This window comes from Planctomyces sp. SH-PL62, from assembly GCF_001610895.1.
Classification (GTDB): Bacteria; Planctomycetota; Planctomycetia; order Isosphaerales; family Isosphaeraceae; genus Paludisphaera.
Window position 1 is genome coordinate 3,207,589 of record NZ_CP011273.1, and the last position, 25,594, is coordinate 3,233,182.

14 protein-coding genes are annotated in these 25,594 nt (G+C 70.9%); 4 read left to right on the forward strand and 10 right to left on the reverse strand.

The annotated features are described in order from the left end of the window. Positions 1-115: 115 nt before the first annotated feature. A complete protein-coding gene (locus VT85_RS12455; protein WP_068415428.1) occupies positions 116-4,561 on the reverse strand; it encodes an Ig-like domain-containing protein in 4,446 nt (1,481 codons plus the stop codon). Positions 4,562-4,726: 165 nt separating this feature from the next. Then, positions 4,727-5,596 carry an MIP/aquaporin family protein gene (locus tag VT85_RS12460; protein ID WP_068415432.1) on the reverse strand — a complete coding sequence of 290 codons (870 nt, stop codon included), beginning with the start codon at positions 5,594-5,596 and terminating at the stop codon, positions 4,727-4,729. 217 nt (positions 5,597-5,813) lie between these two features. On the opposite strand from VT85_RS12460, the gene VT85_RS28485 reads away from it, so the two are divergent. From VT85_RS28485 to VT85_RS12475, 3 genes are all read left to right on the forward strand, one after another. Next, on the forward strand, positions 5,814-6,221 hold the full coding sequence (locus VT85_RS28485) for a YybH family protein (protein WP_068415433.1): 408 nt from the start codon (positions 5,814-5,816) through the stop codon (positions 6,219-6,221). A gap of 88 nt (positions 6,222-6,309) precedes the next feature. Beyond that, positions 6,310-7,413, forward strand: a complete 1,104-nt coding sequence (locus tag VT85_RS12470; protein WP_068415434.1) for a ligase-associated DNA damage response exonuclease — start codon at positions 6,310-6,312, stop codon at positions 7,411-7,413. After that, positions 7,410-9,008, forward strand: coding sequence for an ATP-dependent DNA ligase (locus tag VT85_RS12475; RefSeq protein ID WP_068415439.1), 1,599 nt, complete (start codon positions 7,410-7,412; stop codon positions 9,006-9,008). The genes VT85_RS12470 and VT85_RS12475 overlap by 4 nt, the downstream gene beginning before the upstream one ends. Positions 9,009-9,023: 15 nt before the next feature. Here VT85_RS12475 and VT85_RS12480 read toward each other — a convergent pair whose 3' ends face one another. The 4 genes from VT85_RS12480 to VT85_RS12495 form a co-directional block, all read right to left on the reverse strand. Continuing rightward, positions 9,024-12,575 (reverse strand): FAD-dependent oxidoreductase, encoded by a 3,552-nt coding sequence (locus VT85_RS12480; RefSeq protein WP_068415442.1) that lies wholly within the window; start codon positions 12,573-12,575, stop codon positions 9,024-9,026. 115 nt (positions 12,576-12,690) lie between these two features. Further along, positions 12,691-15,603, reverse strand: a complete 2,913-nt coding sequence (locus VT85_RS12485) for a c-type cytochrome domain-containing protein (RefSeq protein ID WP_068415445.1) — start codon at positions 15,601-15,603, stop codon at positions 12,691-12,693. Positions 15,604-15,625: 22 nt separating this feature from the next. Continuing rightward, positions 15,626-18,133 (reverse strand): DUF1549 domain-containing protein, encoded by a 2,508-nt coding sequence (locus tag VT85_RS12490; RefSeq protein WP_082858567.1) that lies wholly within the window; start codon positions 18,131-18,133, stop codon positions 15,626-15,628. Positions 18,134-18,176: 43 nt separating this feature from the next. After that, positions 18,177-19,553 (reverse strand): DUF1501 domain-containing protein, encoded by a 1,377-nt coding sequence (locus tag VT85_RS12495; RefSeq protein ID WP_068415448.1) that lies wholly within the window; start codon positions 19,551-19,553, stop codon positions 18,177-18,179. A gap of 449 nt (positions 19,554-20,002) precedes the next feature. On the opposite strand from VT85_RS12495, the gene VT85_RS12500 reads away from it, so the two are divergent. Further along, a complete protein-coding gene (locus VT85_RS12500) occupies positions 20,003-21,328 on the forward strand; it encodes an outer membrane beta-barrel protein (protein ID WP_197491244.1) in 1,326 nt (441 codons plus the stop codon). Here the strand turns inward: VT85_RS12500 and VT85_RS12505 are convergent. The 4 genes from VT85_RS12505 to ureC form a co-directional block, all read right to left on the reverse strand. Next, positions 21,318-22,421, reverse strand: coding sequence for an urease accessory protein UreD (locus VT85_RS12505; RefSeq protein ID WP_068415454.1), 1,104 nt, complete (start codon positions 22,419-22,421; stop codon positions 21,318-21,320). The two genes, VT85_RS12500 and VT85_RS12505, sit on opposite strands and share 11 nt — an antisense overlap. Beyond that, positions 22,379-23,032, reverse strand: a complete 654-nt coding sequence (gene ureG / locus VT85_RS12510; RefSeq protein ID WP_068415456.1) for an urease accessory protein UreG — start codon at positions 23,030-23,032, stop codon at positions 22,379-22,381. The genes VT85_RS12505 and ureG overlap by 43 nt, the downstream gene beginning before the upstream one ends. Before the next feature lie 100 nt (positions 23,033-23,132). Further along, a complete protein-coding gene (locus VT85_RS12515; protein ID WP_068415467.1) occupies positions 23,133-23,813 on the reverse strand; it encodes an urease accessory protein UreF in 681 nt (226 codons plus the stop codon). Between the two features lie 14 nt (positions 23,814-23,827). Further along, positions 23,828-25,549, reverse strand: coding sequence for an urease subunit alpha (gene ureC / locus VT85_RS12520; RefSeq protein ID WP_068415469.1), 1,722 nt, complete (start codon positions 25,547-25,549; stop codon positions 23,828-23,830). Positions 25,550-25,594 lie beyond the last annotated feature (45 nt).

The window sequence follows — 25,594 nt, forward strand, 5'->3', positions numbered from 1 at the left end:
GACGCGAGGTCCCGGCGCCGACCTCCCCCAGGGAAGGCGAGCGGCGGGCGTACGAGTGGTTCTCGGAAATCACCGACGCTCGGCCGGATGCGGCCGGCGCGACCAGGCGGGCGGCTCAACGCATCCACGTCGGCCTCGGCCTCGGCGACGTCACCGGCGGGCGACGCGGGGGGGCGGGCCGGACGGGCGCCCGTCTGGAATCTCGGTCGGCCCTGTCCACGTCCCCGTCGCCGTCCAGGTCCATCCACGAACGGAGGCCCGCCGGCGGCCTCCTGTAGTAATTCTGGTCCGTGGCGGTCGCTCGCCCATCGCCGTCGACGTCGCCCGGCAGGACGCCGAACCCGACCGGACCGAGGGGCCAGGTCGAGATTGCGGGGTCGACCCGGGCGCCCACGCCCTCGTCGAGCGCCAGCATCAGGCGGTCGACCCCCAGCGCCGTCGGCAGGGCCCAGGTCGCGGTGTGGGTGTTCGGGTTGAAGCCGACGCCGCTGAAGCCGTACGACCTGCCCGCCGTGGCGGCGCTCGTGAGCTTCAGGTCGGCGAGGCCCGGATTCACGTCGTCGGAGAACACGACGTCGATCCCCGTGAGATTCACGAACGGCAGATTGCGATCGAGGCCGAGAAGGGACATCGACCGCGAGCCCCAGCGGACCCGGACGTCGAGGACCCGGGGATGGACCGTCAGAACGCCCGGGGCGAACTGGAAGTCGTAGTCGGCGGCGGCCAGGGTGCCGATCGCGGCCGTGATCGGGTACCGTCCCGCGGCGCTGGAACTCGTGGCGGTCGTGGTCAGGACGGGGGCCCCGGTGATGGTCCAGACGGACTCGCCCGCGACGAACCCGGAGATGGCGTAGGGGAACCCCGGCACGGGGTCGCCGCGGCCCATGTCCAGGTTCGTGGGGATGACGGTAAGCACGGCTTTCCGCACGTCGATCGTCGTGGAGCAGGTCGCGGTCCTGTAGTTCGCAGGATCGGCCGGGGTGAAGACGGCGGTCAGCGGCCGACTGGAGCCCGCCGACAGGATCGTCCCCGGGGCCGTCGAGTAGCGGAACGCGCCGGGCGCGGACGCTGCCGCGTTCAGTTGCGATCCGCCCAGGGGCGTCCCGTAGGTGATCGCCGCCGGTTTGGCCCAGGTGATCGTCGGCGTCGCCTTCAGGACGTCGATCCGGGTCTGAACCCAGGTCGCCCCATAATCCGGGTCAGTCGGGACGAAGCGAGCGGTCAGGACCCGGCCCGTCCCGGCTCCCAGGACCGTCCCGGCGGCCGGCGTGTAGACGAACGCGCCGGCGATGTTCGCCGAGGCGTTGAGCTGCGAGGAGCCCAGTCGCGTGCCGTAGACGATGGCGGCGGGGGCGTTCCAGGCGACGGCGAGGGCCGGCTTGACGAGGATCGTCACGGTCGCCGGGACGCTCGTGGATCGGCCGTCGGAGGCCGCGAACGTGAAGTGGTCGGGGCCCGTGTAGCCGGCATGGGGCGTATAGACCAGATTCGGGCCGGAGCCGGAGAGCGTCCCGTGCGCGGGGCCGACGGCGACGGTGTAGGTCAGGGACGCCCCCTCGGGATCGGTCGCCGTCAGGGTGATCGGCTTCGATCCGCCTTGCACCAGCGAGACCCCGCGGCCCGCGGCGGCCGGGGTGGCGTCGACCACGATGGTGACGGTCGCGACGTTGGAACGGGAACGCCCGTCGGTCGTCATGTATCGGAAGCGGTCGACGCCGGCGAAGCCCGGAGCCGGCGTGTAGACGAACGAGCCGTCCGGGGCGAGGGCGACCGCGCCGTGGGCCGGGACGCCGATCAGGGCGACGGTCAACGAATCGCCGTCGGCGTCGCCGTCGTTGTGAAGCAGGCCGGGGGCGGCGATGGCCAGCGAGGAACCCTGGGCCGTGGCGAAGGAGTCGTCGGCGGCGACGGGGGCCGCGTCCAGGGCCTCGGGCGCGGCGAACGCCGTCACGAAGGCGTCGTGGCTCAGCAGGAGCCGGCCGCCTCCGAACGCCATCTCCATGAAGGTGGCGCCGGACTCGCCCCGGTTTCGGTTCTCGTAGCTCCACTCCGCCCGCCCGGTCGCGAGGTTGATCGCGTAAACGCGCGAGTAGGAGTCGGTCGAGGTCTGGACGAAGGCGTGGCTTCGGGTCAGGACGATCTCGGGATTCAGGGCCTCGGGCGCGTCCCAGCCGCCGATCCGGTCGCCGGTCGTCTCGTCGAGGAGGATGAGCTGCGTCCCCGCGACCACGGCGACCACGCCGTCGCCGACCGCCTTGCCCGTCGGGGCCGCCGGCAGGAGCACGGTCCAAAGGGGCGTCCGGGTCTGGGCGTCGTAGGACGAGACGCCGAACCGGGTCGCATAGTGCTCGGAGTCGCGCACGTCGAACAGCAGCCGCCCCGCGTCCGAGACGACCGGCGACCCGATCCAGGACATCCCCGCCGGCGCCGCGACGTTCCCCACCTGGGCGCCCGTCGAACGCGAGTACACCCGATTGTCGTAGGCGTAGATGTACTGGCTGTCGAACGCGGCCATCGGGTTTTCGAGCTGCGGGCCCGGATTGTTCCATCGCCGGGCGAGGGTCGAGGTCGTCCACGCGCTGAAGCCGCCGTAATAGCCGTCGTAGGCGACGAGTTGATCGCCTTCGATCGCCGGCCGCTCGTCGGACCCCCACTGCGCGGAGTAGGTCTGGCGACGAATGATCGCGCCGGTGCGGGCGTCGAGCACGTACAGCCACGGCTGGTCGTCCTCGGTCCCGCCCGAGATGCCGGAGTGGCCCGATCGGTTGACGTAGACCTTGCCGTCGACGACCGAGGGGGCGCTGACGGGACCGTTGCCGACGAGGATCTGGTTCCAGACCTCGGCTCCGGTCTTCAGGTCGTAGGCGATGATGTGATAGTCGCCGGAGGCCCAGTAGCCGTCCAGGTCCGTCCGGTAGACGTGCATCTCGTCGATCGCGACCGCACGATTCCCCGACTGGGCCCAGCTCCCGTTCGCGTCGTAGGTCAGCGGCCGGCTCCAGGCGAGTTCGATGCCGCTCGCGTCGATCCGGGCGTCGACGTAGCTGGTGTGCCCGGCGTCGCCCCCGCGCTGGGTCCAGACGGCCGAGGGGGCCGCCGCCCTGGCCCCGATCACGGTCAGCGTGTCGACGGCGGTGACGAGGGACGCCCCGGCGTAGGCGTCGAGGCGGCCGGCCCCCGCGACGACGATCCGGCCGCCGGGCTGGAGGGCCATCGCGACGACCTCGTCGCCGGAGACCGATTCGAGATAGGCGCCGTTCGCGTCGAACCGGGAGACGGGTCCCAGCGCCGAGGCCCCGCCGACGACGATCTTGCCGTCGCCCTGGACCACCACGGAGGAGGCCCAGTCGTCCCCGCCGAGGTCCTTCACGACGATCCCGCCCGCGCCGAAAGCCTCGTCCAGGGCGCCGGACGTCGTGTAACGGACCAGGGCGAGGTCGCCCCCGGCAGAACCGGCGACGACGATTTTCCCATCCGCCTGGAGGGCGAGGCCGCTCGCCTGATCGAATTCGCCGGGGACGTCGGTCTGGACCTTGCCGCCGGAGCCGAAAGTCGGGTCGAGCCGACCGTCGGCCGTCCAGCGGGCGACCGCGAAGTTCGAGGTCGAATTGCCCCCGAAGCTCTCGCCAGCCAGGAGGATCTTGCCGTCCGGTTGCACCGCCAGGCCGAAGCCGCGATCTCCGCCGACGGCGAAGCTCGTCGTGGCGTACCCGCCGTCCCCGAAGGTCGCGTCGAGCGTCCCGGTCGGGTCCAGCCGGACGACGGCGAAGTCGGCGTAGGTCCCGGCGTTCGAGACGTTGCCGCCGATCAGGATCTTCCCGTCGGCGGCCACGGCCAGCGCCCAGATTTCGTTATAGGAGCCCGGGGTGGGAATCAGGCTTACCCAGCCGCCGTCCCCGAACGAGGGATCGAGCTGACCGTCGGCGGTGAGGCGGGCGAGCTGCATATTCCAGCTCGAATCGCCCTGGTCCTGGTAGGAACCGCCGACGATGATCTTGCCGTCGGGCTGGACCGCCACGGCCTTCGCCGTCATGGTCCGCCCGGCCTTCCCGAGGACGGCCGCGCCCCCGTCGCGGAAGCTCGCGTCGGGCGTGCCGTCGGCGTTGTACCTTTGGACGGCGAAGCTGCTGGAGTCCGAGGCGACGGCGTGGTACGTCCCCGCCGCGACGATCTTCCCGTCGGCCTGCGTCGTGACCGCGCTCACTCCGAAACCCAGCGTCGCGGGGGCGAAGGAGGGGTCCCTGCCGAAGACGCCGTCGATCGCGGCGGAGCCCGTGATCGTGACGACCCGGCTGCCGGGCGTCGGATCGCCGATCACGGCGTCGACGGAGAAGCTCGCCGAGACCTGGCCGGCCGGGATCACGACCGAGCCCGGCACGGCGGCGGCGTCCGGGGCGGAGCTGGTCAGGGTGACGGTCAAATGCCGGGCGACGTCGGCGACGCCGCGCGTGACCGTCCCGCTGGTCGCCCCAGGGCCGGCGTTCGCGGCGATCGAGTCGGCCAGGATGTTCAGCGTCAGCCCGGGATTCGCGAGGAGGTGACGGGGCTCGAGCGCGTCCAACGCAGGCCGTCGCCGCCGCGACGCGCTTCGGGTGGGGCGGGCCGGACGACGCGTCGACGCGATTGGAAATGAGGCGATCATCGGACCTCTTCGTCCTGCAAAGGGGGGCGGGGTCTGGAGGAGAGGGGGGACGCGGCGGGCGCGACCCCGCCGGGGGGGGATGGCTCAGGCGTCGGGCGTGGTTCTCGGCTCGTCGTCCGGGGCCTTCAGGAGGCGGTCGTAGAGCCCCGCGCCGATGATCGCGCCCAGGATCGGGGCCAGGACGTAGACCGTGACGACGCCCGTCCCCCGGGGGAGGGCGGCGGTCCCCCAGCCGGCGAGCATGGCGAAGAGCCGGGGGCCGACGTCGCGCGCCGGGTTGAAGCACGCCTGGGTGAGCGGCCCGAAGATCGACACCAGCGCCGCGACCGTCAGGCCGATGAACGCCGGCGCCATGCCGGCCGCGGGCCTCTCGGAGTTGCGGGGGTCGGTCACGGCCACGACCACCATCGCCAGCAGCATCGTCCCCACGACTTCGCCCAGGAAGGCCGACGACTCGGGGACGAAGGCGTTGATCCGCTGGTGTTCGTCCAGCGAGTAGGGGCCTTCCGAGTTCGAGAGCGGCCCCGGGCTGGGGAAGAACTCGCCGTAGCACATCGCCGTGATCTCGCTGCCGGGCCCGCCGCGCTCGACCCCCTTCTCCCGCTCGCGCTCCTTCAGGTAGGGGTTGAACAGGACGAACAGCAGGGCCGCCGCCGCGAACGCCCCGGCCGTCTGCGCCAGGACGTACGGCACGACCTCACGCCAGGGGAACCGCCCCCAGGCCGCGAGGGCCGCCGAGATGGCCGGGTTGATGTGGGCGCCGCTCACCCCGCCCACGACGTAGATCGCCAGCGTCACCGCCGCGCCCCAGACCACGGCGACCTGCCAGAGGCCGCTCTGGGCCCCGGTGAGGACCGACGTATGCACGACGCCGAGACCGAGGAAGATCAGGATGAACGTGCCCGCGAATTCGGCCAGGCACCTCTTCGCCAGAGAAGGTTGTACGACGATCACGGTGGTTCCTTGCTGGAGCGGGGCGGACACGGCGCGACTCGACGGGAAGGACGACGGACCGTCATTCTCGCGGAGGCCGAACCGCCCCGCAAGCGGCTCCTCGTCGACGCACCTCGTCCCGCGGTTTCCGGCCGATCCGGCGCGAGGCTTGCGTGGAGGAGGTGCGGCGAGTACGATCCGCCGCGCGATCGCGATCCTACGACGATGGGGTGGCCTCATGACCTTTCGAGAAACCCTGACCATCCACCTGCAGGCCCTCCAGGGGCGCGACCTGGCGACCCTGATGGGGACGGTGTCGCCGGACAGCCTCACCCTGATCACCGCGAGCGGTCGCGTCATCCGCACCGCCGCCGAATTCGCCCGGATCCACCAGGCCTGGTTCTCCTCGATGTCCTGGACGATGGACGTGTCGCTGGTCACGGCGATGGACGCCCACAGCCTCGGCGTCGCGACCCTCCTGCTCGACTACCGCGACGACCCGGACGACGGCCCGCCGGTGCGGCGCAAGAGCCTGCTCACGCTCGTCTTCGCCCTCCGCGACGGGGGCTGGGAACTGGTCCTGGACCAGAACACCCCCATCAAGGAGACGCCGGACGAGGACGAGGAGGGGGGCAGCGGGGAGTGATCGAGGGGCCGTCCCCCCACCGATCTCCGAGCGGACGGCCTCGCGTCGAGGCCGGTCGACCGGGGTGGGCCCCTGGAAATCGAGGACGATGAAGCCCGACGACCTGCTCCGACCGACCGATCTCGGCCTGTACTGCGAGGCCGGCGATTTCTTCGTGGACCCCTGGCGGCCCGTCCCCCGGGCGGTGGTCACGCACGCCCACGCCGACCACGCCTGCTGGGGCTGCGAACGCTACCTCACCTCCGCCGAGGGGGCCGGGGTGCTCCAGGTTCGGATGGGGCGAGACGCCGTCGTCGACGCGATGCCCTTCGGCGAGGCCGTCACGATCGGGGGGGTGCGGGTCTCGCTCCACCCGGCGGGGCACATCCTGGGATCGTCGCAGGTGCGCCTGGAGCATCGAGGAGAGGTCTGGGTCGTCTCGGGCGATTACAAGGTGGAGCCCGACGCCACCTGCACCCCCTTCGAGCCGGTCGCCTGCCACGTCTTCGTGACCGAGTCGACGTTCGGCCTGCCGATCTACCGATGGCCCTCGCAGCGGGACGTGTTCGACGAGATCAACGCCTGGTGGCGGGCGAACCGCGACGCGGGGAGGGCCAGCCTGCTGCTGGCCTACGCCCTGGGCAAGTCCCAGCGGCTGCTGTCGGGCCTCGACCCGAGCCTCGGGCCGATCTACACCCACGGGGCCGTCGAGAAGCTCAACCGCGCGTATCGCGAAGGAGGCGTGCCCTTGCCGCCCACCGAGTACGCCGGGGCCGCCGCGCGGGGCAAGAGCTGGGCCGGGGCGATGGTCGTCGCCCCCCCCTCGGCGCACGGGACCCCCTGGGCCCGCAAGTTCGGCCCGCTCTCGACCGGGATCGCCTCGGGCTGGATGACGATCCGGGGCACCCGCCGTCGCAAGGCCCTCGACCGTGGCTTCGTCCTCTCCGACCACGTCGACTGGCCCGGGCTGCTCGGCGCGATCGAGGCGACCGGGGCGGGCCGCGTCCTGGTCACCCACGGCTACACCGCCGTCGTCGTCCGCCACCTCCGCGAGCAGGGGCTCGACGCCGAGGTCCTGGCCACCCGCTACGAGGGCGAAGGGGACGCCCAGGACCGAGCCGAGGGGGAGGAGCTCGACGCCGAAACCGAGGAGATGCAGGACCTCGACGCCGCCGAGGCCGGGCTCGCGATCGACGCCGGGGAGGACTCATGAGGGATTTCGCGCGGCTCTACGCGACGCTCGACGAGACGACCCGGACCACCGAGAAGGTCGAGGCCCTGACCCGCTACTTCGAGCAGGCCCCGCCGGCCGACGCCGCCTGGGCGGTCTACTTCCTGATCGGCCGGAAGCCGAAGCAGGTGGTCCCGTCCCGGAAGCTCCGCGAATGGGCGGCGCGCGAGGCGGGCGTGGCCGACTGGCTGTTCCAGGAGTCGTACGACGCCGTGGGGGACGTGGCCGAGACCGTGGCCCTGCTGCTCCCCCCCTCGAAACGGTCCACCGACCTCCCCCTGGCCGAGTGGGTCGAGAATCGGCTCCTCCCGCTGCGGGGGGCCGACGAGGCCGACCAGCGGGCCGCCCTGCTCGACGCCTGGCGGGCGATGGACCGCCCCCAGCGGTTCGTCTGGAACAAGCTGATCAGCGGCGGGTTCCGGGTCGGCGTCTCGCAGCAACTGGTGACCCGCGCGCTGGCGAAGGTGGGGGGGATCGAGCCGGCCGTGGTCGCCCATCGCCTGATGGGGGATTGGGAGCCCGACGCCCGGTTCCTCACGCGGCTGCTCGCCCCGGACGCCACCGACGCGGACCACAGCCGCCCCTATCCGTTCTGCCTGGCCCACGGGATCGAAGGAGAGCCCGAGGCCCTCGGCCCCGTCGAGGACTGGCAGGCCGAGTGGAAGTGGGACGGCATCCGTTGCCAGTTGATCCGCCGGGGTGGCGACACGTTCCTCTGGTCTCGCGGCGAGGAGCTGGTGACCGACCGCTATCCCGAGCTGGCGACCCTTGGCGCGTTCCTCCCCGAAGGGACGGCGATCGACGGCGAGATCCTGCCGTATCGCGACGGCGTCCCCCTGCCGTTCGCGCAGCTCCAGCGGCGGATCGGCCGGAAGACGGTAGGCAAGACGATCCTGGCCGAGATCCCCGTCGTCCTGATCGCCTACGACCTCCTCGAATTCGAGGGCCGCGACCTCCGCGCCGAACCGTTCGAGGTCCGCCGGGCGAGGCTGGCCGAGGTGGTCGACCGGGTCGCCCAGCCCGGCCGCCTGATCCTCTCGCCGGCGGTCGTCGCGACCACGTGGGCCGGGCTCGCCGCCGCCCGCGAGGAGTCTCGGTCGCGACAGGCCGAGGGGCTGATGCTCAAGCGGATCGGCTCGCCGTACCACGTCGGCCGCAAGCGGGGCGACTGGTGGAAGTGGAAGGTCGACCCGTTCACCGTCGACGCCGTGCTCACCGCGGCGCAGCGGGGGAGCGGCAAGCGGGCCAGCCTCTACACCGACTACACGTTCAGCGTCTGGGACGACGACCGCCGCCTGGTCCCGTTCGCCAAGGCCTACTCCGGGCTCACCGACGCCGAGATCGCCCGGGTCGACGCCTTCATCCGCCGCAACATGGTGGAGAAGTTCGGCCCGGTCCGCACCGTCAAGCCGGAACTCGTCTTCGAGCTGGCCTTCGAGGGGATCCAGCGCTCGCCCCGCCACAAGTCGGGGCTCGCCGTCCGCTTCCCTCGGATCCTCCGCTGGCGTCAGGACAAGCCCGCGGACGAGGCCGACACGCTCGACTCCATCCGGGGCATGCTCCCCCCCTCGCCCTGAAATCGCCCCCCCGGCTCAGGCGCCGGGGAGGACCGGGGCGGACGGCTTCGGGCGAGGGGCCGCGCCGGGCCGCGAGCGGTGCCCGAGGTCGTGGAGCTGCTCGTCGATCCAGAGCTTGGTCAGCTTCTCCTGGACGCTGTTCTGCGAGAGCCGGCTCCTCAGGCTGTCGAACCGGACGTGGTCGAGCGGCTGGTCCTGGTTGAAGCAGGAGAAGACGACCGTCTCGACGCCGGTGACCGGGTCTTGATGGGTCTGGAGGCACTGGGCGCAGATCTCCTTCATCATGCACTGCATCGGCGAGTTGATGCTGCCGATGGCGCGATGATCCGGACGCAGATAGGGGCGCAAGATGCTGTGCCGGGCCTGCTGCACGCCGCGCATCATGCCGTCGGAGCCGATGACCACCAGCCGGTCGACCTGATCCATCGGGATGGTCACGTCGCCCAGGTCGCCCTCGGCGTAGGCCGCCATCGCCCGGACGATGTTGCCCACGAAGGAGCGGTCCTGGACCCGGCCGGGGGTGAAGCCGGGCGCCTCGTCCGAGCACCAGACGACGACGTCGGCCGCCTTCTCGATCTCCTCGACCTTGTAGCGGTCGATCATCTTCTTGTAGCCGGCGAAGTAGAGCACCCGCGAGCCCGCGGCCCGGAGCGCCTGGCCGATCGAGAACAAGACCGCGTTGCCGAGCCCGCCTCCCGCCAGCAGGACGGTCTCCTGGCCGGGCGTCTCGGTCGGCGCCCCGGTCGGCCCCATCAGGCAGATGGGCTCGCCCGGTTGGAGGAGGGCGCAGAGGTCGGACGACCCTCCCATCTCCAGGACGATCGTCGAGAGCAGGCCCCGCTCGCGGTCGACCGACGCGCCGGTCAGCGCCAGGCCCTCCATCGCCAGGACCGTCCCGCCGGTGCGCGCGGCCAGGCTCTCGAAGTTCTGGAGCCGGTAGAACTGCCCCGGCCGGAACGCCCGCGCGGCGATCGGCGCCCGGACGACGACCTCGATGATGTTGGGGGTCAGGCGGATGACCTCGTGGACCACCGTCCGCAGCTCGTCGTTGAGCCGGGCCGTCAGCTCGACGGCGGAGGGCTCGGTGGGGGCCGTCCGGGCCAGGGCCCGCGAGACGATCGGGTAGCCTTGCTTGGCGCTCGCCATCGCCTTGACGACGTTCCCCGCGAACGACGGGTGGAGGTCGCCGAAGAAGCTCATGGCGCGGCCGTCGGGCCGGATCGACATGAGCACGTGCGCCGCGCCCGGCTTGGCGATCCGCTCCGGCTTCGCGGGGCGACCCTCCTCGTCGAGAGCCTGGAAGTGGCGGCCGTCGACCCGGACGTTGTGCTCGTCCTCGCGGGCCAGGACGGTGTTGGGCTGGGTGCCGGCGGCGACGAGGATCGTGCGGGCAGGGAGCACGACGGATTCGCCGCTCGGCGAGGGCCGCCCGGTCGCCTCGTCGACGGCCTGCTTCTGGAACCGCAGGGCGAGGGCCGCGCCCCCCTCGTCGATCAGCACCTCCTCGGGCGCGAGCAGCTCGGCGAACCGGATGCCTTCCTCGAACGCCTTGGTGATCTCTTCATGGTTGAGCGTGTAGCTCGGCGCGTCCACCAGCCGTCGCCGGTAGGCCACGGTCGACCCGCCCCAGGAGTTGAGCAGGTCGATCAGGCGCGGCTCGCGTCCCTCGCGGGAGGCCGTTCGGCGCTCCTCGCGGATGGCCCGGCCGTGCGCCAGGAACTCGTCCGCCACCTCCGACTCCTCGCCGACCCAGTGCGCCCGGACGTGGCCCTCGCCGTGGGCGGCGGCCAGCTCCTCGTAACGTTCCAGGAACTTCTCGACCTGGACCACGTAATACGCGAGCGATTCGGTCGCCGTGTCGATGGCGGTGAGACCGCCGCCGATCACCACGATCGGCATCCGGATCTGGAGGTTCGCCAGCGACTCCGTCTTGGCCGCGCCGGTGAGCTGCAAGGCCATGAGGAAGTCGGACGCCTGCCGGACCCCTCGCGCCAGGCCGTTCTTCATCGGGATGACGGTCGGGCGGCCCGCCCCCATGCAGAGCGCGATGTGGTCGAACCCCATGTCGAAGGCGTCGTCGACGGTCAGCGTGCCGCCGAAGCGGACCCCGCCGAACATCGCGAACTCGGCCCGACGCTCCAGCAGCAGGCGGACGACCTTCAGGAAGTTCTTGTTCCAGCGGACGGTGATCCCGTACTCCGCGACCCCGCCGAACCCCGCCATCACCCGGCGGTCCAGCAGCTCGTAGATGGTCGTCACGTCGACGATCGGGTCGAACGGGACCCGGCGACCGAGCGGATCGACCCCGGAGACGCGCTCGTCCAGCGGCTCGATCTTCAGCCCGTCCACCGCCAGGACGGCGTGGCCGTCGTTCATCAGGTGGTGCGCCAGCGTGAATCCCGCCGGGCCCAGCCCCACCACCAGCACCTTCTTCCCGGTCTCCTCGCGGGGATACGGCCGCTCGAAGTTCAGCGGGTTCCAGCGCGTGAGCAGGCTGTAGATCTCGAAACCCCAGGGGAGTTCCAGAACGTCCTTGAGGGTGCGGGTCTCGACCTGGGGGATGTCGACCGGTTCTTGCTTCTGGTAGATGCAAGACTTCATGCAGTCGTTGCAGATTCGGTGGCCGGTGGAGGCGGTCATCGGGTTGTCGACGACGACGACGGCCAGCGCGCCGATCGGGTTCCCCTGGCCCTTCAGCTCGTTCATCTCGGAGATCTTCTCGCCGAGCGGGCAGCCCGCGAGCGGGACGCCGAAGGCGCTCTGCTTGAACGCGCCGGTCTTCTCGCGCAGGCCGGTCGAGCAGCTGTCCTTGCCCTGGTGGTGGCACTTGATGCAGTAGCCGGCCTGGTCGAGCGCGCCGGCGAGGTCGGTCCCCGGGTCGGTCAGGTGGAAGCCGTCGCGGTGGCGGTGGCGGCCCCCTTCCAGCAGGAACTGGAGGGCGCCGTCCACGACCGTCTCGTCGTGCGGGACGAGGTGGAGCACGTCCAGCTTGTGCGGCAGCTTGAAGAGGACGCCGTCCTTGTGCCGGGCGCGGCCTTCGGGGGTCAGCACGGCCCAGACGGCGTAGTCGGCCGCCAACCGCAGCTGGGCCTCGTGCCCGGCCTCGTCCTCAAGCCAACGGGCGACGTGCGCGGCGTAGCTCGCCTCCGAGAACGGCGAGAGCGTGAAGGCCTCCAGCGCGGCGGTCACCGTCGCCGCGTCGATCTCGCGGGCCTGCTCGGCCGTCCGGCCGACGAGCTTGCGCTGGATGAACTTCCGCTTCACGGCGCGGAGGGGGGCCAGCTCCGAATGGCGGGCCTGCAACGCCGTCAGCTCGGCCTCGATCCCAAACAGGCGGCCGAGGAAGTCCTCGACGTGGGGGGCCAGCTCGACGATCAGCTCCGAGGCCCGCTTCGGCTCCAGGGCCGACGGCTCCCGGCGCGCCTGGTCCAGCCGGGCGTGCAGGTCGGGGGCGCGCTCGATCAGATAGTCCAGGAAGGTGGCGTCCAGCCGCAGCAGGCCCGAACGTCGGTAAAGTTCCTCGAAGGAGACGCCGAACCCCAAGGGGCTCCGGGATTCTGCATTCATGGAAGTCTGGGGATCTCGGTGGGAGGAGCGAACCGCGGACGCTGGGGAGGAGCCCGCGGGCGTGCGCACGAGGGCGCCGACGCAGGCCATTTTACCAGGATCGCGGCCGAGGGGACTAGTCGGGCTTCGACCGGTCGGCGTCGCGAGGGCCTGACGGAGTCTCGGAGGCTTCTCCCGTCCGCCGGGTTCGCGCCTTCGCGTCGGCGACCGTCTCGGCGGCCGGCCTGACGACGCGGAGCCGGACGGGACGGCTGGAAACGCCGCCGGCCGCGGCCGTCGTGAGGTGGAACGGGCGGACCTGCTCGGGCGTGCCGCGGTGCGCGGTGACGAAGAACGTCCGGTCGGCCCGCCCTTCGAGGACCAAAAGACCGTTGAGGCCGAGGTCGTCGACGAACGTCCCGAACGGCAGGTTCCGCCCTGCGCCCTCGTTCCCAAACGGGACCTGGCCCGGGAAATCGGCTCGCTCGACCACGACCTTGAGCGCGATCGTCCGACCAGCCTCGACGACGAACTCGGCGGGGGCGTCGGGCGAGTCGGCGGCGGGCTTCGCGGCGGCTTCGTCGGGGACGATCGCCACCTTGAGCTTCGGGGCCGGGCCGAGCTTGATCGCCCCCAGCGAACCGACCTCGTGGACGATCTCCCGGTCGCCGATCCGGGCGGTGGCGGTGACCTTGATCCCCTTCGACGCCTCTTCGGTCGGCTGCGCCGCGCCCGGTTCCGCGAAGACGACGCCGAAGGCGTCGAGCTGGCCCGCCTCGATCACAAGGGGCGAGGCGATTTGGAAGCCGGGCGGCACCCCTTCGAAGTCCACCCGGATCGGGCCTTCGAAGTCATCGAGCCGATGGGCGGAGACCTTGAACTCGCGGCCGATCCCCGGGCTCACCGTCGGGTTCGCCCCTTCGAGGGCCACGGTGAAATCGGGCCGACGAGGGCGGGCGGTCAGGGTGTACCGGAATTCGGGCCCCTGGAGGCCCCGCACGTCCCGGATCTTGAGGAGGTATTCGCCGTCGGCGGGCGCGGTGAAGTTCAGCCGGGAGTCCTTGCCCAGCTCGCGTCTGGCGTCGTCGTCGTTCTCGAAATGGAGGGTGAAGACGGGGAGCCCGTTCTGGAGCAGCTTCGTCCCCGGAGGGTGGGGCTCGACGACGTAACAGGGCTCGTTCAGCGCGTGGGCCAGGGGAGTGGTGTCGAAGAATCCCCAGCGATCCCCCCGGCCGGGATAGACGAAGAACCCCGAATCCGGCCCGCGAGGGAAGAGCCAAAGCTTGACGACCTCGCCGTTGGCGTAGAGATAGTCGTCGATCGCCATCTCCTCCCAGTTGAAGACCCGGAAGTCGGCGATTTCGGTCCCGTTCTTGCCGCGAAACGTGAAGTAGGAGTCTCGCACCGCCTGGAGGACCACCCTCGGGACGCGCCTTCCCTGGCCGTCGAGCACTTCCAGGAAGGAGTCCAGTTTCGAGCCGGAGCGGGCGGCGTCGACCTCGAAGACCCATTCCTCGCCGGCCCGGGCCGGGAAGCGATAGAGATCGGCGTCGACCCCGGCGCCCTCGGCGGCGGTGATCACGCCCGTGACCCGCGCGGGGAGCTGGATCGGCGAGGCGCGGTCGGGATGGTCGTCGGGCTCGCGCTCGGCGGCTTCGAAGACCGGGGCGGCTTCCTGGGGGGCGACGGCCTCGGGACGCGGGCGCGGAGCCGCCGCGACGGCGACGTCCGATCGCGAGGCCGGGAGCGCGTACGTCGCCGTCGAGCCGTCCATCCGGCCGACGGTGAAGGTCGAGCCGTCGGCCGAGAAGGCCAGGGCCGTCGCCACGTCGGGCTGGTCGCCCCAGGCCTGAATCTCGGTGTAATCGCCGGCACGCCAGGCCTTGATCGTCCGGTCCTCGGCCAGCGAGACCAGCGTCGAGCCGTCGGGCGAGAAGCCGAGCCGGACGATCGCCCCTTCGTGCGCGAACCGCGCCAGGACCATCGGGTTGATCTCCGGCTTCTCGCGCGAGACGAACCGCCAGACGCGGATGTTGCTGTCGGCCCCGGCGGCGACGATCGATCGGCCGTCCGGGCTGAACAGGCAGCAGGACTCGGCCTTGAGCGGCTGGGGCAGGGTGTCCATCCGCAGGCCGTCCTCGACTCGCCAGACCTTGCAGGTGTCGTCGGCGCTGGCGCTCACGAGGAAGCGGCCGTCGGGGCTGAAGGCCACGTCGTAGACGGCCCCGGTGTGCCCCTCCAGCGTCCGCAGGAGCGTACCGGCGGCGGCGTCGCGGATCTCGACGACCTTGTCATAGCCGCAGGTGGCGAGCCGCGTCCCGTCGGGCGAGAGTTCGGCGTCGTACAGGAGGTCGCGGTGGCCCTCGAACGACCGGATCAGGGCCCCGTCGGCGACGTTCCAGATCGCGGCGACGCCCCCCGTGCCGGCGACTCCGGAGGCCGTGACCAGCCGCTTCCCGTCCGGGGTGAAATGCACGGCCGTGACCTTGCCGGGATACTCCCCGATCGCCCTCCCCGGGCGCTCGCCGCCGATCGCCGACTCGCCGACCCCCTCGTAAAGCGTCACGGCGGTGTCTCGGGCGACGGCCGTCCAGCGCCCGTCGCGGGAGGCGTCCATGGCGACGATCGGCCGGACCGCGCCGCGCGAGGGGATCTCGGGGACGATCAGGGCGAGCCGCGAGGGCTCCGCGCCGTCCGGCCCGCGCGCGCCAGAGGCGATCCAGGCTTCGATCGTCGCGATCTCCTCGGCCGTGGGCTTGGGCTCGTCCTTGGGAGGCATCGCCGGCCTGGCGGCACCGGTCATCAGGCGGAGCATCAGGCTTCCCCGCGGGTCGCCGGGGAGGAACGCGGGGCCGTGCTCGGTCCCGCGCTGGATCGAGGCGTAGCCGTCGACTGAGAATTCGCCTTCCAGGTCGTCGTCGTTGTGGCAGCCGGCGCAGTATTTCTTCAGGATGGGGGCGACCCGCTCCTGATAGTCGGGGGCCGTCGCTTCGTCGGCGAGCGCGGCCGTCGCGGCGGCGAGCAGGATCGCCAGGATCGGCGGGGGCATGGCGGCGGCTCCCTAGAGAGAATCAGTGGTTGAACAGGAATTCACGGCTGCTCATCACGCCCCAGAACAGATCCTCGACGACCTCCGCCTCGGACGGGTCGCCGGGGGCCGGCAGCAGGGCCAGCAGCGCGTCGCGCTCGGACGCCCTGGGGTAACGGGACAGGCACGACAGGTACAGCTCGTCGATCAAGGCCGCCGACGACATCCCCTCGCGACGCAGCCGGATCAGCTTCTGGAGTCGGTTCCCCGGGGCGCGGAGCTTCTCGTTGAGGGTCGATCCGTTGGCGAGGTGGAGCACCTGGACCATCGTCGGCTCGTCGGACCGCTCGCACTCGCAGACGATCCGCCGCGCGTTGCGCCCGAAGGCCTGGAGGAAGTAGTTCTCGACGGCGGCGTCGTAGAGCTGGATCGCCCGCGTCCCCAGGGGGTAGAAGTCGGTCTTCTCGCGATCGCCCCCGGGGAAGCCGATGAACTCGAACGCCGTGGGGACCTCGGTGACCTGGACCACGGCGTCGTGCAGGACCTCGGCCATCATCCGTCGAGGGTAGCTTCGCGAATAGGACCGGCGGTCCGCCGCGTTGCCGGGGAGCGGATCACTCGACCGCTGATAGGCGTTCGAGCGGAGGATCTCCCGCATCAGCGCCTTGAGGTCGAACTTGTTCTCGACCACGAACGCCGCCGCCGCCGCGAGCATCGTCTCGTCGCTCGCCGGGTTCGTGACCCGCATGTCGTCCACCGACTCGACGAGCCCGACCCCGAAGAAGTTCGCCCAGACGCGGTTGGTGATCGAGCGGGCGAAGTACGGGTTCTCGGGGGCGGTCAGCCAGCGCGCCAGCTCGGCGCGGCGGTCGGCCGGGTCGTCGAAGTCCAGAGGTCGGCCGTCCAGGGGAGTCGGCGGTTGGGGCTTGCCGGTCCTCGGCTGGACCAGCTCGCCCGACTCGGCGACGTAGAGCGTGCGGAGCCCGTCCCCCTGCCGACCCTCGCCCCCCCAGCCCTTGGCGCGGACCCTGGAGAACAGGCTCGCCATGCCGTAGTACTGGTCGTTGGTCCATTTTTCGAGCGGGTGGTTGTGGCACTTGGCGCAGCCCAGAGAGAGGCCCAGGAAGGCCTGGCTCACGTTCTCCGTCATGTCCTCGGGAGACTGACTGAGGGCGTAGAAATTGGTCGCGCCGTTCTCGACGCTCTCGCCGGAGGCGGTGACGATCTCGCGGACGAAGCGGTCCCAGGGGACGCCGTCGGCCACCTGCTTGCGGATCCACTGGTAATACGCCTTGAGCGCCTGCGGCCGGAGCCTCGCGCCGTTGAGCATCAGCAGGTCGGACCACTTGTAGGTCCAGTAGTCGACGAACTCGGGGGCCGCCAGCAGCCGGTCGACGACCGCGTCTCGGCGGGCTTCCGAAGGGTCGGCGAGGAACGCCCGCGCCTCGTCGACGGTGGGGATTCGGCCGATCGTGTCGATGGTGGCCCGCCGGAGGAACTCGGCGTCGTCGCAGGGGGGAGAGGCCGGCAGGTCGAGCCTCGCCAGTTGGCGGTCGATCTGCTCGTCGATGAAGTTGCGAGGCTTGCGATCCTGGGCGAGCTGGTCCGGCGGCGTCGCGGATCGGCCGCCGTAGGGGACCGTGATCCTGGCGATGGCCAGCTTGCTGGCGAACCAGGCCACGACGGCCCCCTCGCCGGGCCCGACGACCTGCGCCTTCCCCTGCTCGTCGACCCGGCAGACCGACTCGTCGGACGACGACCACTTGACCCATCGGGTGACGTCCTCGGTCCGGCCGTTGGAGTACCGGGCGCGGACCAGGATCTGCTGGGACCGGCCGACCCGCTGGAGCGAGCGTTCGGGGGAGACTTCCAGGCTCTCGACCCGGGCGTCGTCGGCGGTCGGCGGGGGGGAGCCGGCGGCGATCCACCCCGAGAGGATGCGGTAATCGAGCGAGTCGGTCGCGAACCGGAGCCCCCCCTTGTGGGCGATCGCCCCCGACGGCTTGGTCAGGATCAGGCTCCGGCCGGGGTCGCCGAACTCGACGCGACGGCCCCGGTCCTGCTTGACGATGTTGAAGAAGTCGGCGTCGGGGTCGTAGCCCTGGAGCGAGAGCCGGAACCCTCCCTTGCCGGCCAGCGCCCCATGGCAGGCGCCCGCGTTGCACCCCCGCTTCGCGAGGATCGGCTGGACGTGCTCGCGGAAGCTCCAGTCGAACGCCCGGCCCTGGCCCGACACCGCGACCTCGACCGTGGCGACCCGATCGCCGACCTTCGCCGTGATCGTCGCACGGCCGTCGGCGACGGGCGTCGCCAGGCCGTCGGCGACGGCGACGACCTCCGGGGCGCTCGACGACCACGCGATCCCCTCGACGACCTGGCGGCCGGGCTCGCCCCGCTCGATCTCCTGGACGATGAGGCGCTGGCGGCTTTCCGGGCTGCTCAGAGCGATCGCGGCGGGCAGGACCGTGATCGGCTCCTCCCCACGCGCGGCGGTCAGGCATGCGGCCAGGGCGGCGAGAGGCCCGGCGAGGGCGATCCAGGGTCGGGTCATGGTCCGATTCACCTCGGCTGGGGGCGTCGGGCGGGAGGGACGATCAGAAGAGTTCGCGGATCTCGCGGCAACCGAAGTCGACGAGCGGGAAGGGGCGTCCCGCCGGGCCGGGGAGCATGGCTTCCAGGTCCAGGCCCAGGCTGTGGAAGATCGTCGCGGCGACGTCGCCCGGTCCGACGGGGCGGTCCGCCGGCACGGCCCCGATGGGGTCGCTGGCCCCGACCACACGCCCCCCCTGGACGCCCCCCCCGGCGAAACCGACCGTGTAGCAGTTCGGCCAGTGGTCGCGGCCCCCGGCGGGGTTCACGCGGGGCGTCCGGCCGAATTCGGCCAGGTTGCAGACCAGCGTCGCGTCCAGCAGGCCCCGGCGGTCGAGGTCCTCGATGAGCGCGGTATACGCCTGGTCGTACATCGGGCAGACGATGTCGCGCATCCCCTCGATCGAGGTGAACGGCTTGGAGCCGTGGATGTCCCAGGTGATCTCGTCGAAGACGGTGAGGAACGCGTTGACGGTCACGAACCGCACGCCGCTCTCGACCAGCCGACGCGCCAGCAGGCAGGACTGGCCGAGCCGGGTCATCCCGTAGCGCTCGCGGGTCGCCGTGGATTCGCGGGACAGGTCGAACGCCTCGCGAGCGCTGGGGCTCGTCATCAGCCGGAAGGCCGACTGGAAGTCCTCGTCCAGCAGCGAGGCGTCCTCGGAGGCCTCGAACGTGGCGACGGCGTCGTCCACCAGCTCGCGGATCTTGCGACGGCGGTCGAGCCTCAGGCTGCCGATCTCCTTGGGGGGGAGCAGGTCGGGGACGCGGAAGTCGGGCTTCGAGGGGTCGGCGTTGAGCGAGAACGGGTCGTGCGCCTTGCCCAGGAACCCGGCCGCCTGGCCGTTCGGCAGGTTGCCGCCGCCCCTCCCCATCAGCTCGGGCAGGACCGCGAACGGCGGCAGGTCGGTCTTCCGGCCTTTCAGATAGCTGACGACCGACCCGATGTGCGGGGTGTTGACCCCTCCCGAGAACAGCCGGCCGGTCTGCATCATCTGCCAGCCCGCGTCGTGGACCGCCGCGCCGCCGTGGTGGACCGACCGGACCAGCGAGATCTTGTCGGCGATCTGGGCGTGCCGGGGCAGGATCTCGGAGAACTGGATCGCCGACGATCGGGACGCGATCGGCTTGAACGGCCCTCGGATCTCCGCCGGGGCGTCGGGCTTCATGTCCCAGAGGTCCATGTTGCTGGGCGCGCCGAGGTTGAAGATCATGATGCACGAGCGGTCGTCGGCCTCGGGCCGCACGGCGCCGGCCGCCCTGGCCGCGAACCAGTGGGGGAGGCCGAAGCCGATCGCCCCCAGGGTCCCCACCTGGAGGAAGTCGCGACGGGTCGTCCCGTCGCAGGTCGAGGTCTTCCCCTCGCCGTTGAGCTTGAGCATGCGCGGACTCCTCTTCGACGACCTCGGGCCTCGCGGGCGGGATCGGGGGCGGGAGCGTCGGGGCGTTCGGCCCTGTCGCGCCAGGATGCGAATGGAATTCAGGATAGCTCACCCGACCCGGCCGACGCCAGCATCCATCGGTCGACGCGGCGGGGGAGGGGGCGGGGGGCTCCACGGACTTCCATCCCTCGATCGGAGCCGTCGCCTTCGGCCTCGATGATCGCTGCATCTCGCCGAACCCTCCGGTTCGCGCTAAAGCGCATGAAGATGGGCGGACGATAAAACGGGAGGTCATGCCGAATCGCCTCGATCCCCGACCCTTGGCAAAGGCGAGCCATCAAGGCGATTACGTATTACAGCAGATGGGCGATGTGCGTGGTCCGCCCAGGACGCCGCGCCGAAGGAATCGGCGGGCCCTCATCCCTCGATCCAATGGAATGGTCGATCCGATGTCCAAACGAGTCATCCTGTTGGCGTCGTGCGCGGCGATGATCTCGACGACCACGCTCCGCGCTCAGGAATTCGCGCCGGCGGAGGCTCCAGGGCCGCAGCCGCAGCCGACGCAGCAGCCGGTCGTCACGGGGAGGGGGTTGGAAGCGGAGTCGTTGCCCGCCGAGACGGCCGAGGACCTCCCGCCGGGGTTCGACCTGTCGGAGCGACTGGGGCCGACGCCGGTCTCGGACGTCCGATTCCTGATGGACCAGCTCGGCTTGCAGCGGGCGTTCGGCGACAGCGGCATCCGTGCGTTCGGCTGGGTCGAGGGGGGATACACGGGCGCCTCGACCGGTCCCGGGCTGCTCTCCGTCGAGCCTCGACAGAACCGGTTCGGCAACGAATTCCTGCTGAATCAGATCGGCCTGGTGTTGCAGAAGCCGCTCCACCAGGACGGCCTCAACTTCGGGTTCAACATCCGCTACTTCGCCGGCGCCGACGCGGCCCTGGGCCAGCCCAAGGGGGGCATCGGCTCGACCATCACCAACCAGCGCTTCAGCCAGGACTTCCGCGACCTCTACCTCTCCGCGCACCTGCCGATCCTGACCGAGGGGGGCATGGACGTGAAGGTCGGCCGCATGAACACCATCATCGGGTACAACGGCTTCCTCGCCCCGTACCGGCCGTTCTACTCCAGCGATTACCAGTTCTTCTACTCGCAGGACGGTGCCTTCACCGGCTTCCTGACGAACCTCAACGTCACGAAGCGCCTGGAGTTCTGGAACGGCATGACGCTGGGCGCCAACACGTTCTTCACCATGCGAAGCGCCCACTCGTTCTGCTACATCGGCCAGGTGAACTACTGGCTGACCGACGAGCAGAAGACGCGGCTGACGGCCTCGGTCTACACCGGGCCGAACGCCATCTTCGCCGCGCCGGGGCTGGCCGGCGATCAGAACACGACCGTCGAACTCCGCGTCCAGCAGAACTGGAGCCAGCGGTTCACGCAGATCGTCCAGTCCAACATGGGTTGGGATCGGAACACCCCGGTCGGCACCGGGTCGTGGTACGGCGTTTACACCATCGGGATCTACCACCTGACCGACAAGCTCGACGGCCTGGCGCGCGGCGAGTGGTTCGCCGACGTCAAGGGGACGCGCACCGGGATCGACACCGACTACGCGGCGGTGACGCTGGGGCTCAACTGGCATCCGGTCAAGTATCTGGACATCCGGCCGGAGATCCGGGGCGACTTCGCCGGCGCCCCGGCCTTCGGGACCAACGGGGCTCACACCGATTTCAGCCAGCTCACCGGCGGCGTCAGCTTCCTGGTCAAGTTCTGACGCCGACCGGGGCGCGGTCGGCGACGTCCCCGTTCCGGCTCCCGTCGCCGTTCCCGTTCCCGTTTTCGCCTACGCTTTCCTTTTCCTTCCCGGCCTCGTCTTCATCGGTCGACGCCTCGCCCGCCCCGCCCTGTGGGGAGCTGACGGGCGTCGAGAACCAGTGATTGGGGGCGAGTTCGTTCGAGCCGAGGAGCCAGGCGGGCGAGCCGGGGCCGTGGGTCCAGCTCGCGGCCGTGAGCAGGGCGACGCGTGCCAGGTCGGCGGTGACGGCCGTGGGGGGGCCGCACCACCGAATGCAGGTCGCCTCGTCTCCGAGCGGGAAGACCGACCGGAGGACGTTCGGGCCGGGGTCGAGCAGGATCTCCGGGCCGGGGGGAGGGCCGGCGAGGAAGAGCCCGGCCGTGGCCAGGCGCCCCCCGAAGTACCAATCGGCCTCCTCGGCCGACCACGGGCCGTCCCACCGGAAGCGGTCGCGGTAGATCAGCCGGCCGCCCCGCCGGAACTCCACGTCCTGGACGATCCGATCGAACACGAACCGCTCCGAGAGGGCGCCTCGGTCATAGCGGCCGGCGAGCCAGACGTCTCCCCAGATCAGCCGGCCGCCGGGCGCGATCTCGATGCGGCCGCGTTGATGGTAGCGGGCGTTTCGGAACGGGATCTCCGGCCCGGGAAGGACCACCAGGCAGGCGTCGTCCTCGACCGTCACGGCCCACTGCTGGGTGGCGTGGCTGGCCAGCGCCGGGTGGATCCGGGTGGCCGACTGGCCGGTGACCACGGCGGAGACCCCGCTCCGGGCCGTGATCTCGATCAGGTGGGCGTCGCCGTCCATCAGCCCGGCGGTCAGGTTGATCAGGTAGAGGAGGGCGACCGACCGGGACTGGGACTGGGACGGGGACTCCAGGGCGAACGGCGGGAAGACGCGGACGGGGATCTGCTGGTAGCAGGCGCCCAATCGCGTCTCGCCACCGACGGCGACCAGCTCGATCCGCGCGCCGCCCACCCGGGCGGCGGCGTGGTGGGTGGAGACGGCGTCGAGGAACTCGGGGGGGGTCAGGAATTCGTCGGACGTGATGCGAGTTGCTCGCGCACCCACTGGATCACCTCCTCGACGCCTTCCTTCTCGCGGAGGCTGACCATCAGGAACGGGCGCTCGCCGCGCATCCTCAGGCTGTCGCGGCGCATCACGTCGAGATCGGCGCCGACGTGGGGCGCCAGGTCGGTCTTGTTGATGATGAGCAGGTCGCTGTTGCAGATGCCGGGGCCCCCCTTGCGGGGGATCTTGTCCCCTTCGGCCACGTCGATGACGAAGATGAAACGGTCGGCCAGCTCGCGCGAGAAGACGGCGGTGAGGTTGTCGCCCCCGGATTCCACGATCACCATCTCGAGGCCGGGGAACTGGCGCTGGAAGTTGGCCACGGCGCTGAGGTTGGCGCTGGCGTCGTCGCGGATGGCGGTGTGCGGGCAGCCCCCGGTCTGGACGCCGACGATGCGCTCGACCGGCAGGACCTCGCGGCGCGACAGGAACTCGGCGTCCTCGTGGGTGTAGATGTCGTTGGTGACGACCGCCAGGTTGATCGCCGGCCAGAGGGCGCGGCAGAGGGTCTCCAGCAGGGCCGTCTTGCCCGATCCGACCGGGCCGGCGACGCCCAGGGTGAAGACCTGGCGCGACGGCCCGGCGTAGCGCGCCGGGCCGGGCTTCCCCATGTGGTCGTGAGAGTGGCCGTGATCGCCGTGGAGGACGGCCGCGGATCTAGGGAACCGACGCCGCGGCCGGGCCGCGGATCCCGAGATCTCGGGCGGCGGGTCAAGAGCGGAACATGCGCGCGTAAAGTCGAGTCTGTTCATCGCAAAGGATCTCGTAGAAGGGGCAGCCGCCGCCGGCCGTCCGGGGGTCGCGATCGATCAGGTCCGCGGCGAGCGCGCGAAGGCCGTCGTGGAGGTAGGCCAGGATCTGCTGGCCGTGGGTGTGGCCGACCGGGATGGCCCGGACGCCCGCGCCGATCATCCCCAGGGCCGCCTGGTGCAGATACGCCGTCAGGACCTCGGCGCCCTCGCCTCCGGCGAGCGCGCCCAGGATCCCGAAGGCGATCGGATGATGCCAGCCCCGGGGGCCGTCGCTCGCCGGCCCGAGGAGCGTCGCCAGGCCTGGGGCGGACCAGGTCCAGGTCCGCCCCAGGCCCAGCAGTTGTTCGCCCATCTCCCGACCGGCGGTGCGGATCGAGGGGGGGACGATCGAAGCGTCGGCCAGCTCGTTGAGCGCCGCCAGCTCGGCCGCGTCGCCCGCCAGGGCCGCCCGGTGCGCCGAGGCGACCAGGACCCCCTCGAGCGGGCCGAGCGACGACCGGAGCCAGAGTGCGATCCAGCGTTCGAGGCTCTCCGGGTCGTGGACCAATCTCCGGGCGAGGGCGCCTTCGAGGCCCCAGGAATGGGTGTAGCCGCTGATCGGCAGGGCCGAGTCGGACATCTGGAGGAGCCGCAGGTTCATGCCTCGACCTCGGCTCAGAACAGGAAGTAACGCTGGGCCATCGGGAGTTCCGCGAGCGGGTCGCTGCCGACCGCCTCGCCGTCGACGTAGACCTGGTAGGTGTCGGCGTCGACGCGGATCTCGGGGGTGGCCTCGTTCCGCTTCATGTCCTTCTTGCCGATCGTGCGGCAGCCCTCGACGGCCAGGGTCTCGCGCTGGAGCCCGTAGCGCTCGACGATCCCGGCCTCGAGCGACGCCCGCGACACGAAGTTGAAGCACGACTTCGACAGCGCCCGGCCGAGGGTGGCGAACTGGGGACGCATGTAGACCGGCTGGGGCGTGGCGATGCTGGCGTTGGGGTCGCCCATCTGGGCGGCGACGATCATCCCCGCCTTGAGGATCAGGAACGGCTTGACCCCGAAATAGGCCGGGTCGTACAGCACCAGGTCGGCCAGCTTGCCGGGCTCGATGCTGCCGACGTGGTCGGAGATCCCGTGCGCGACGGCCGGGTTGATCGTGTATTTGGCGACGTAGCGCTTGGCCCGCTCGTTGTCGTTCCGGGCGGTGTCTTCGGCCATGGCGCCGAGCTGCACCTTCATCTTGTGGGCGGTCTGCCAGCACCGGACGATCGCCTCGCCGATCCGGCCCATCGCCTGGGAGTCGGAGCTCATGATGCTGATGATGCCGCGGTCGTGGAACACGTCCTCGGCCCCGATCGTCTCGGCCCGGATGCGGCTCTCGGCGAACGCGACGTCCTCGGGGATGCTCCGCGACAGGTGATGGCAGACCATCAGCATGTCGAGGTGCTCGTCGATCGTGTTGACCGTGAACGGCCGGGTCGGGTTGGTGCTCGACGGCAGGACGTTGGGCAGCCCGGCGATCTTGATGATGTCCGGGGCGTGGCCGCCGCCGGCGCCCTCGGTGTGGAAGCTGTGGATGGCCCGGCCGTCGATCGCCTTGATCGTGTCGTCGATGAATCCGCACTCGTTGAGCGTGTCGGTGTGGATGGCGATCTGGATGTCGAAGGCGTCGGCCACCTTCAGGCTGGTGTCGATGACCGCGAGGGTGGTGCCCCAATCCTCGTGGAGCTTCAGGCCGCAGGCGCCGGCCTTGACCTGCTCCTCCAGGGCCTTGGGAAGGCTGCCGTTCCCCTTGCCCAGGACCCCGACGTTGATCGGCAGGCCCTCGAACGCCTGGAGCATCCGCATGATGTTCCAGGGGCCGGGGGTGCAGGTGGTGGCCCAGGTGCCGGTGGCCGAGCCGGTGCCGCCGCCGATGAGCGTGGTGACCCCCGAGGCGATCGCGACCTCGATCTGCTGCGGGCAGATGAAGTGGATGTGGGTGTCGATGCCGCCGGCGGTGACGATCCGCCCCTCGCCCGCGATGATCTCGGTCCCCGGGCCGATGACCAGGCGGGGGTCGACGCCGTTCTGGGTCAGCGGGTTGCCCGACTTCCCCACGGCCACGATCCGGCCGTCGCGGATGCCGATGTCTCCCTTGACGATCCCCCAGTAGTCGAGCACCACCGCGTTGGTGATGACCAGGTCGCAGTGGGGCGGGCCCATCGGGTCGACGACCGGGCATTGATCCTGGCCGTCCCGGATCGACTTGCCGCCGCCGAAGATCGACTCCTCGCCGTAGTCGACGTAGTCCTGCTCGATCTCGATGATCAGCTCGGTGTCGGCCAGGCGGATGCGGTCGCCGACCGTCGGCCCGTACTTCTTGGCGTATGCCTGCCGGGAGATCTTGACGCTCATGTTCCTGGGTCCTCGGAGGTGGAGGCGAACGCTCGACTCGAGCAG

Bases quoted from the DNA above. Each gene is read 5' to 3' on its own strand.
- VT85_RS28485 (WP_068415433.1), top strand. From the start codon at position 5,814: ATGACCTTTCGAGAAACCCTGACCATCCACCTGCAGGCCCTCCAGGGG.
- VT85_RS12470 (WP_068415434.1), top strand. From the start codon at position 6,310: ATGAAGCCCGACGACCTGCTCCGACCGACCGATCTCGGCCTGTACTGC.
- VT85_RS12485 (WP_068415445.1), bottom strand. From the start codon at position 15,603: ATGCCCCCGCCGATCCTGGCGATCCTGCTCGCCGCCGCGACGGCCGCG.
- VT85_RS12500 (WP_197491244.1), top strand. From the start codon at position 20,003: ATGTCCAAACGAGTCATCCTGTTGGCGTCGTGCGCGGCGATGATCTCG.
- ureC (WP_068415469.1), bottom strand. From the start codon at position 25,549: ATGAGCGTCAAGATCTCCCGGCAGGCATACGCCAAGAAGTACGGGCCG.
- VT85_RS12495 (WP_068415448.1), bottom strand. From the start codon at position 19,553: ATGCTCAAGCTCAACGGCGAGGGGAAGACCTCGACCTGCGACGGGACG.
- VT85_RS12475 (WP_068415439.1), top strand. From the start codon at position 7,410: ATGAGGGATTTCGCGCGGCTCTACGCGACGCTCGACGAGACGACCCGG.
- VT85_RS12490 (WP_082858567.1), bottom strand. From the start codon at position 18,133: ATGACCCGACCCTGGATCGCCCTCGCCGGGCCTCTCGCCGCCCTGGCC.
- ureG (WP_068415456.1), bottom strand. From the start codon at position 23,032: ATGGGGAAGCCCGGCCCGGCGCGCTACGCCGGGCCGTCGCGCCAGGTC.
- VT85_RS12515 (WP_068415467.1), bottom strand. From the start codon at position 23,813: ATGAACCTGCGGCTCCTCCAGATGTCCGACTCGGCCCTGCCGATCAGC.
- VT85_RS12480 (WP_068415442.1), bottom strand. From the start codon at position 12,575: ATGAATGCAGAATCCCGGAGCCCCTTGGGGTTCGGCGTCTCCTTCGAG.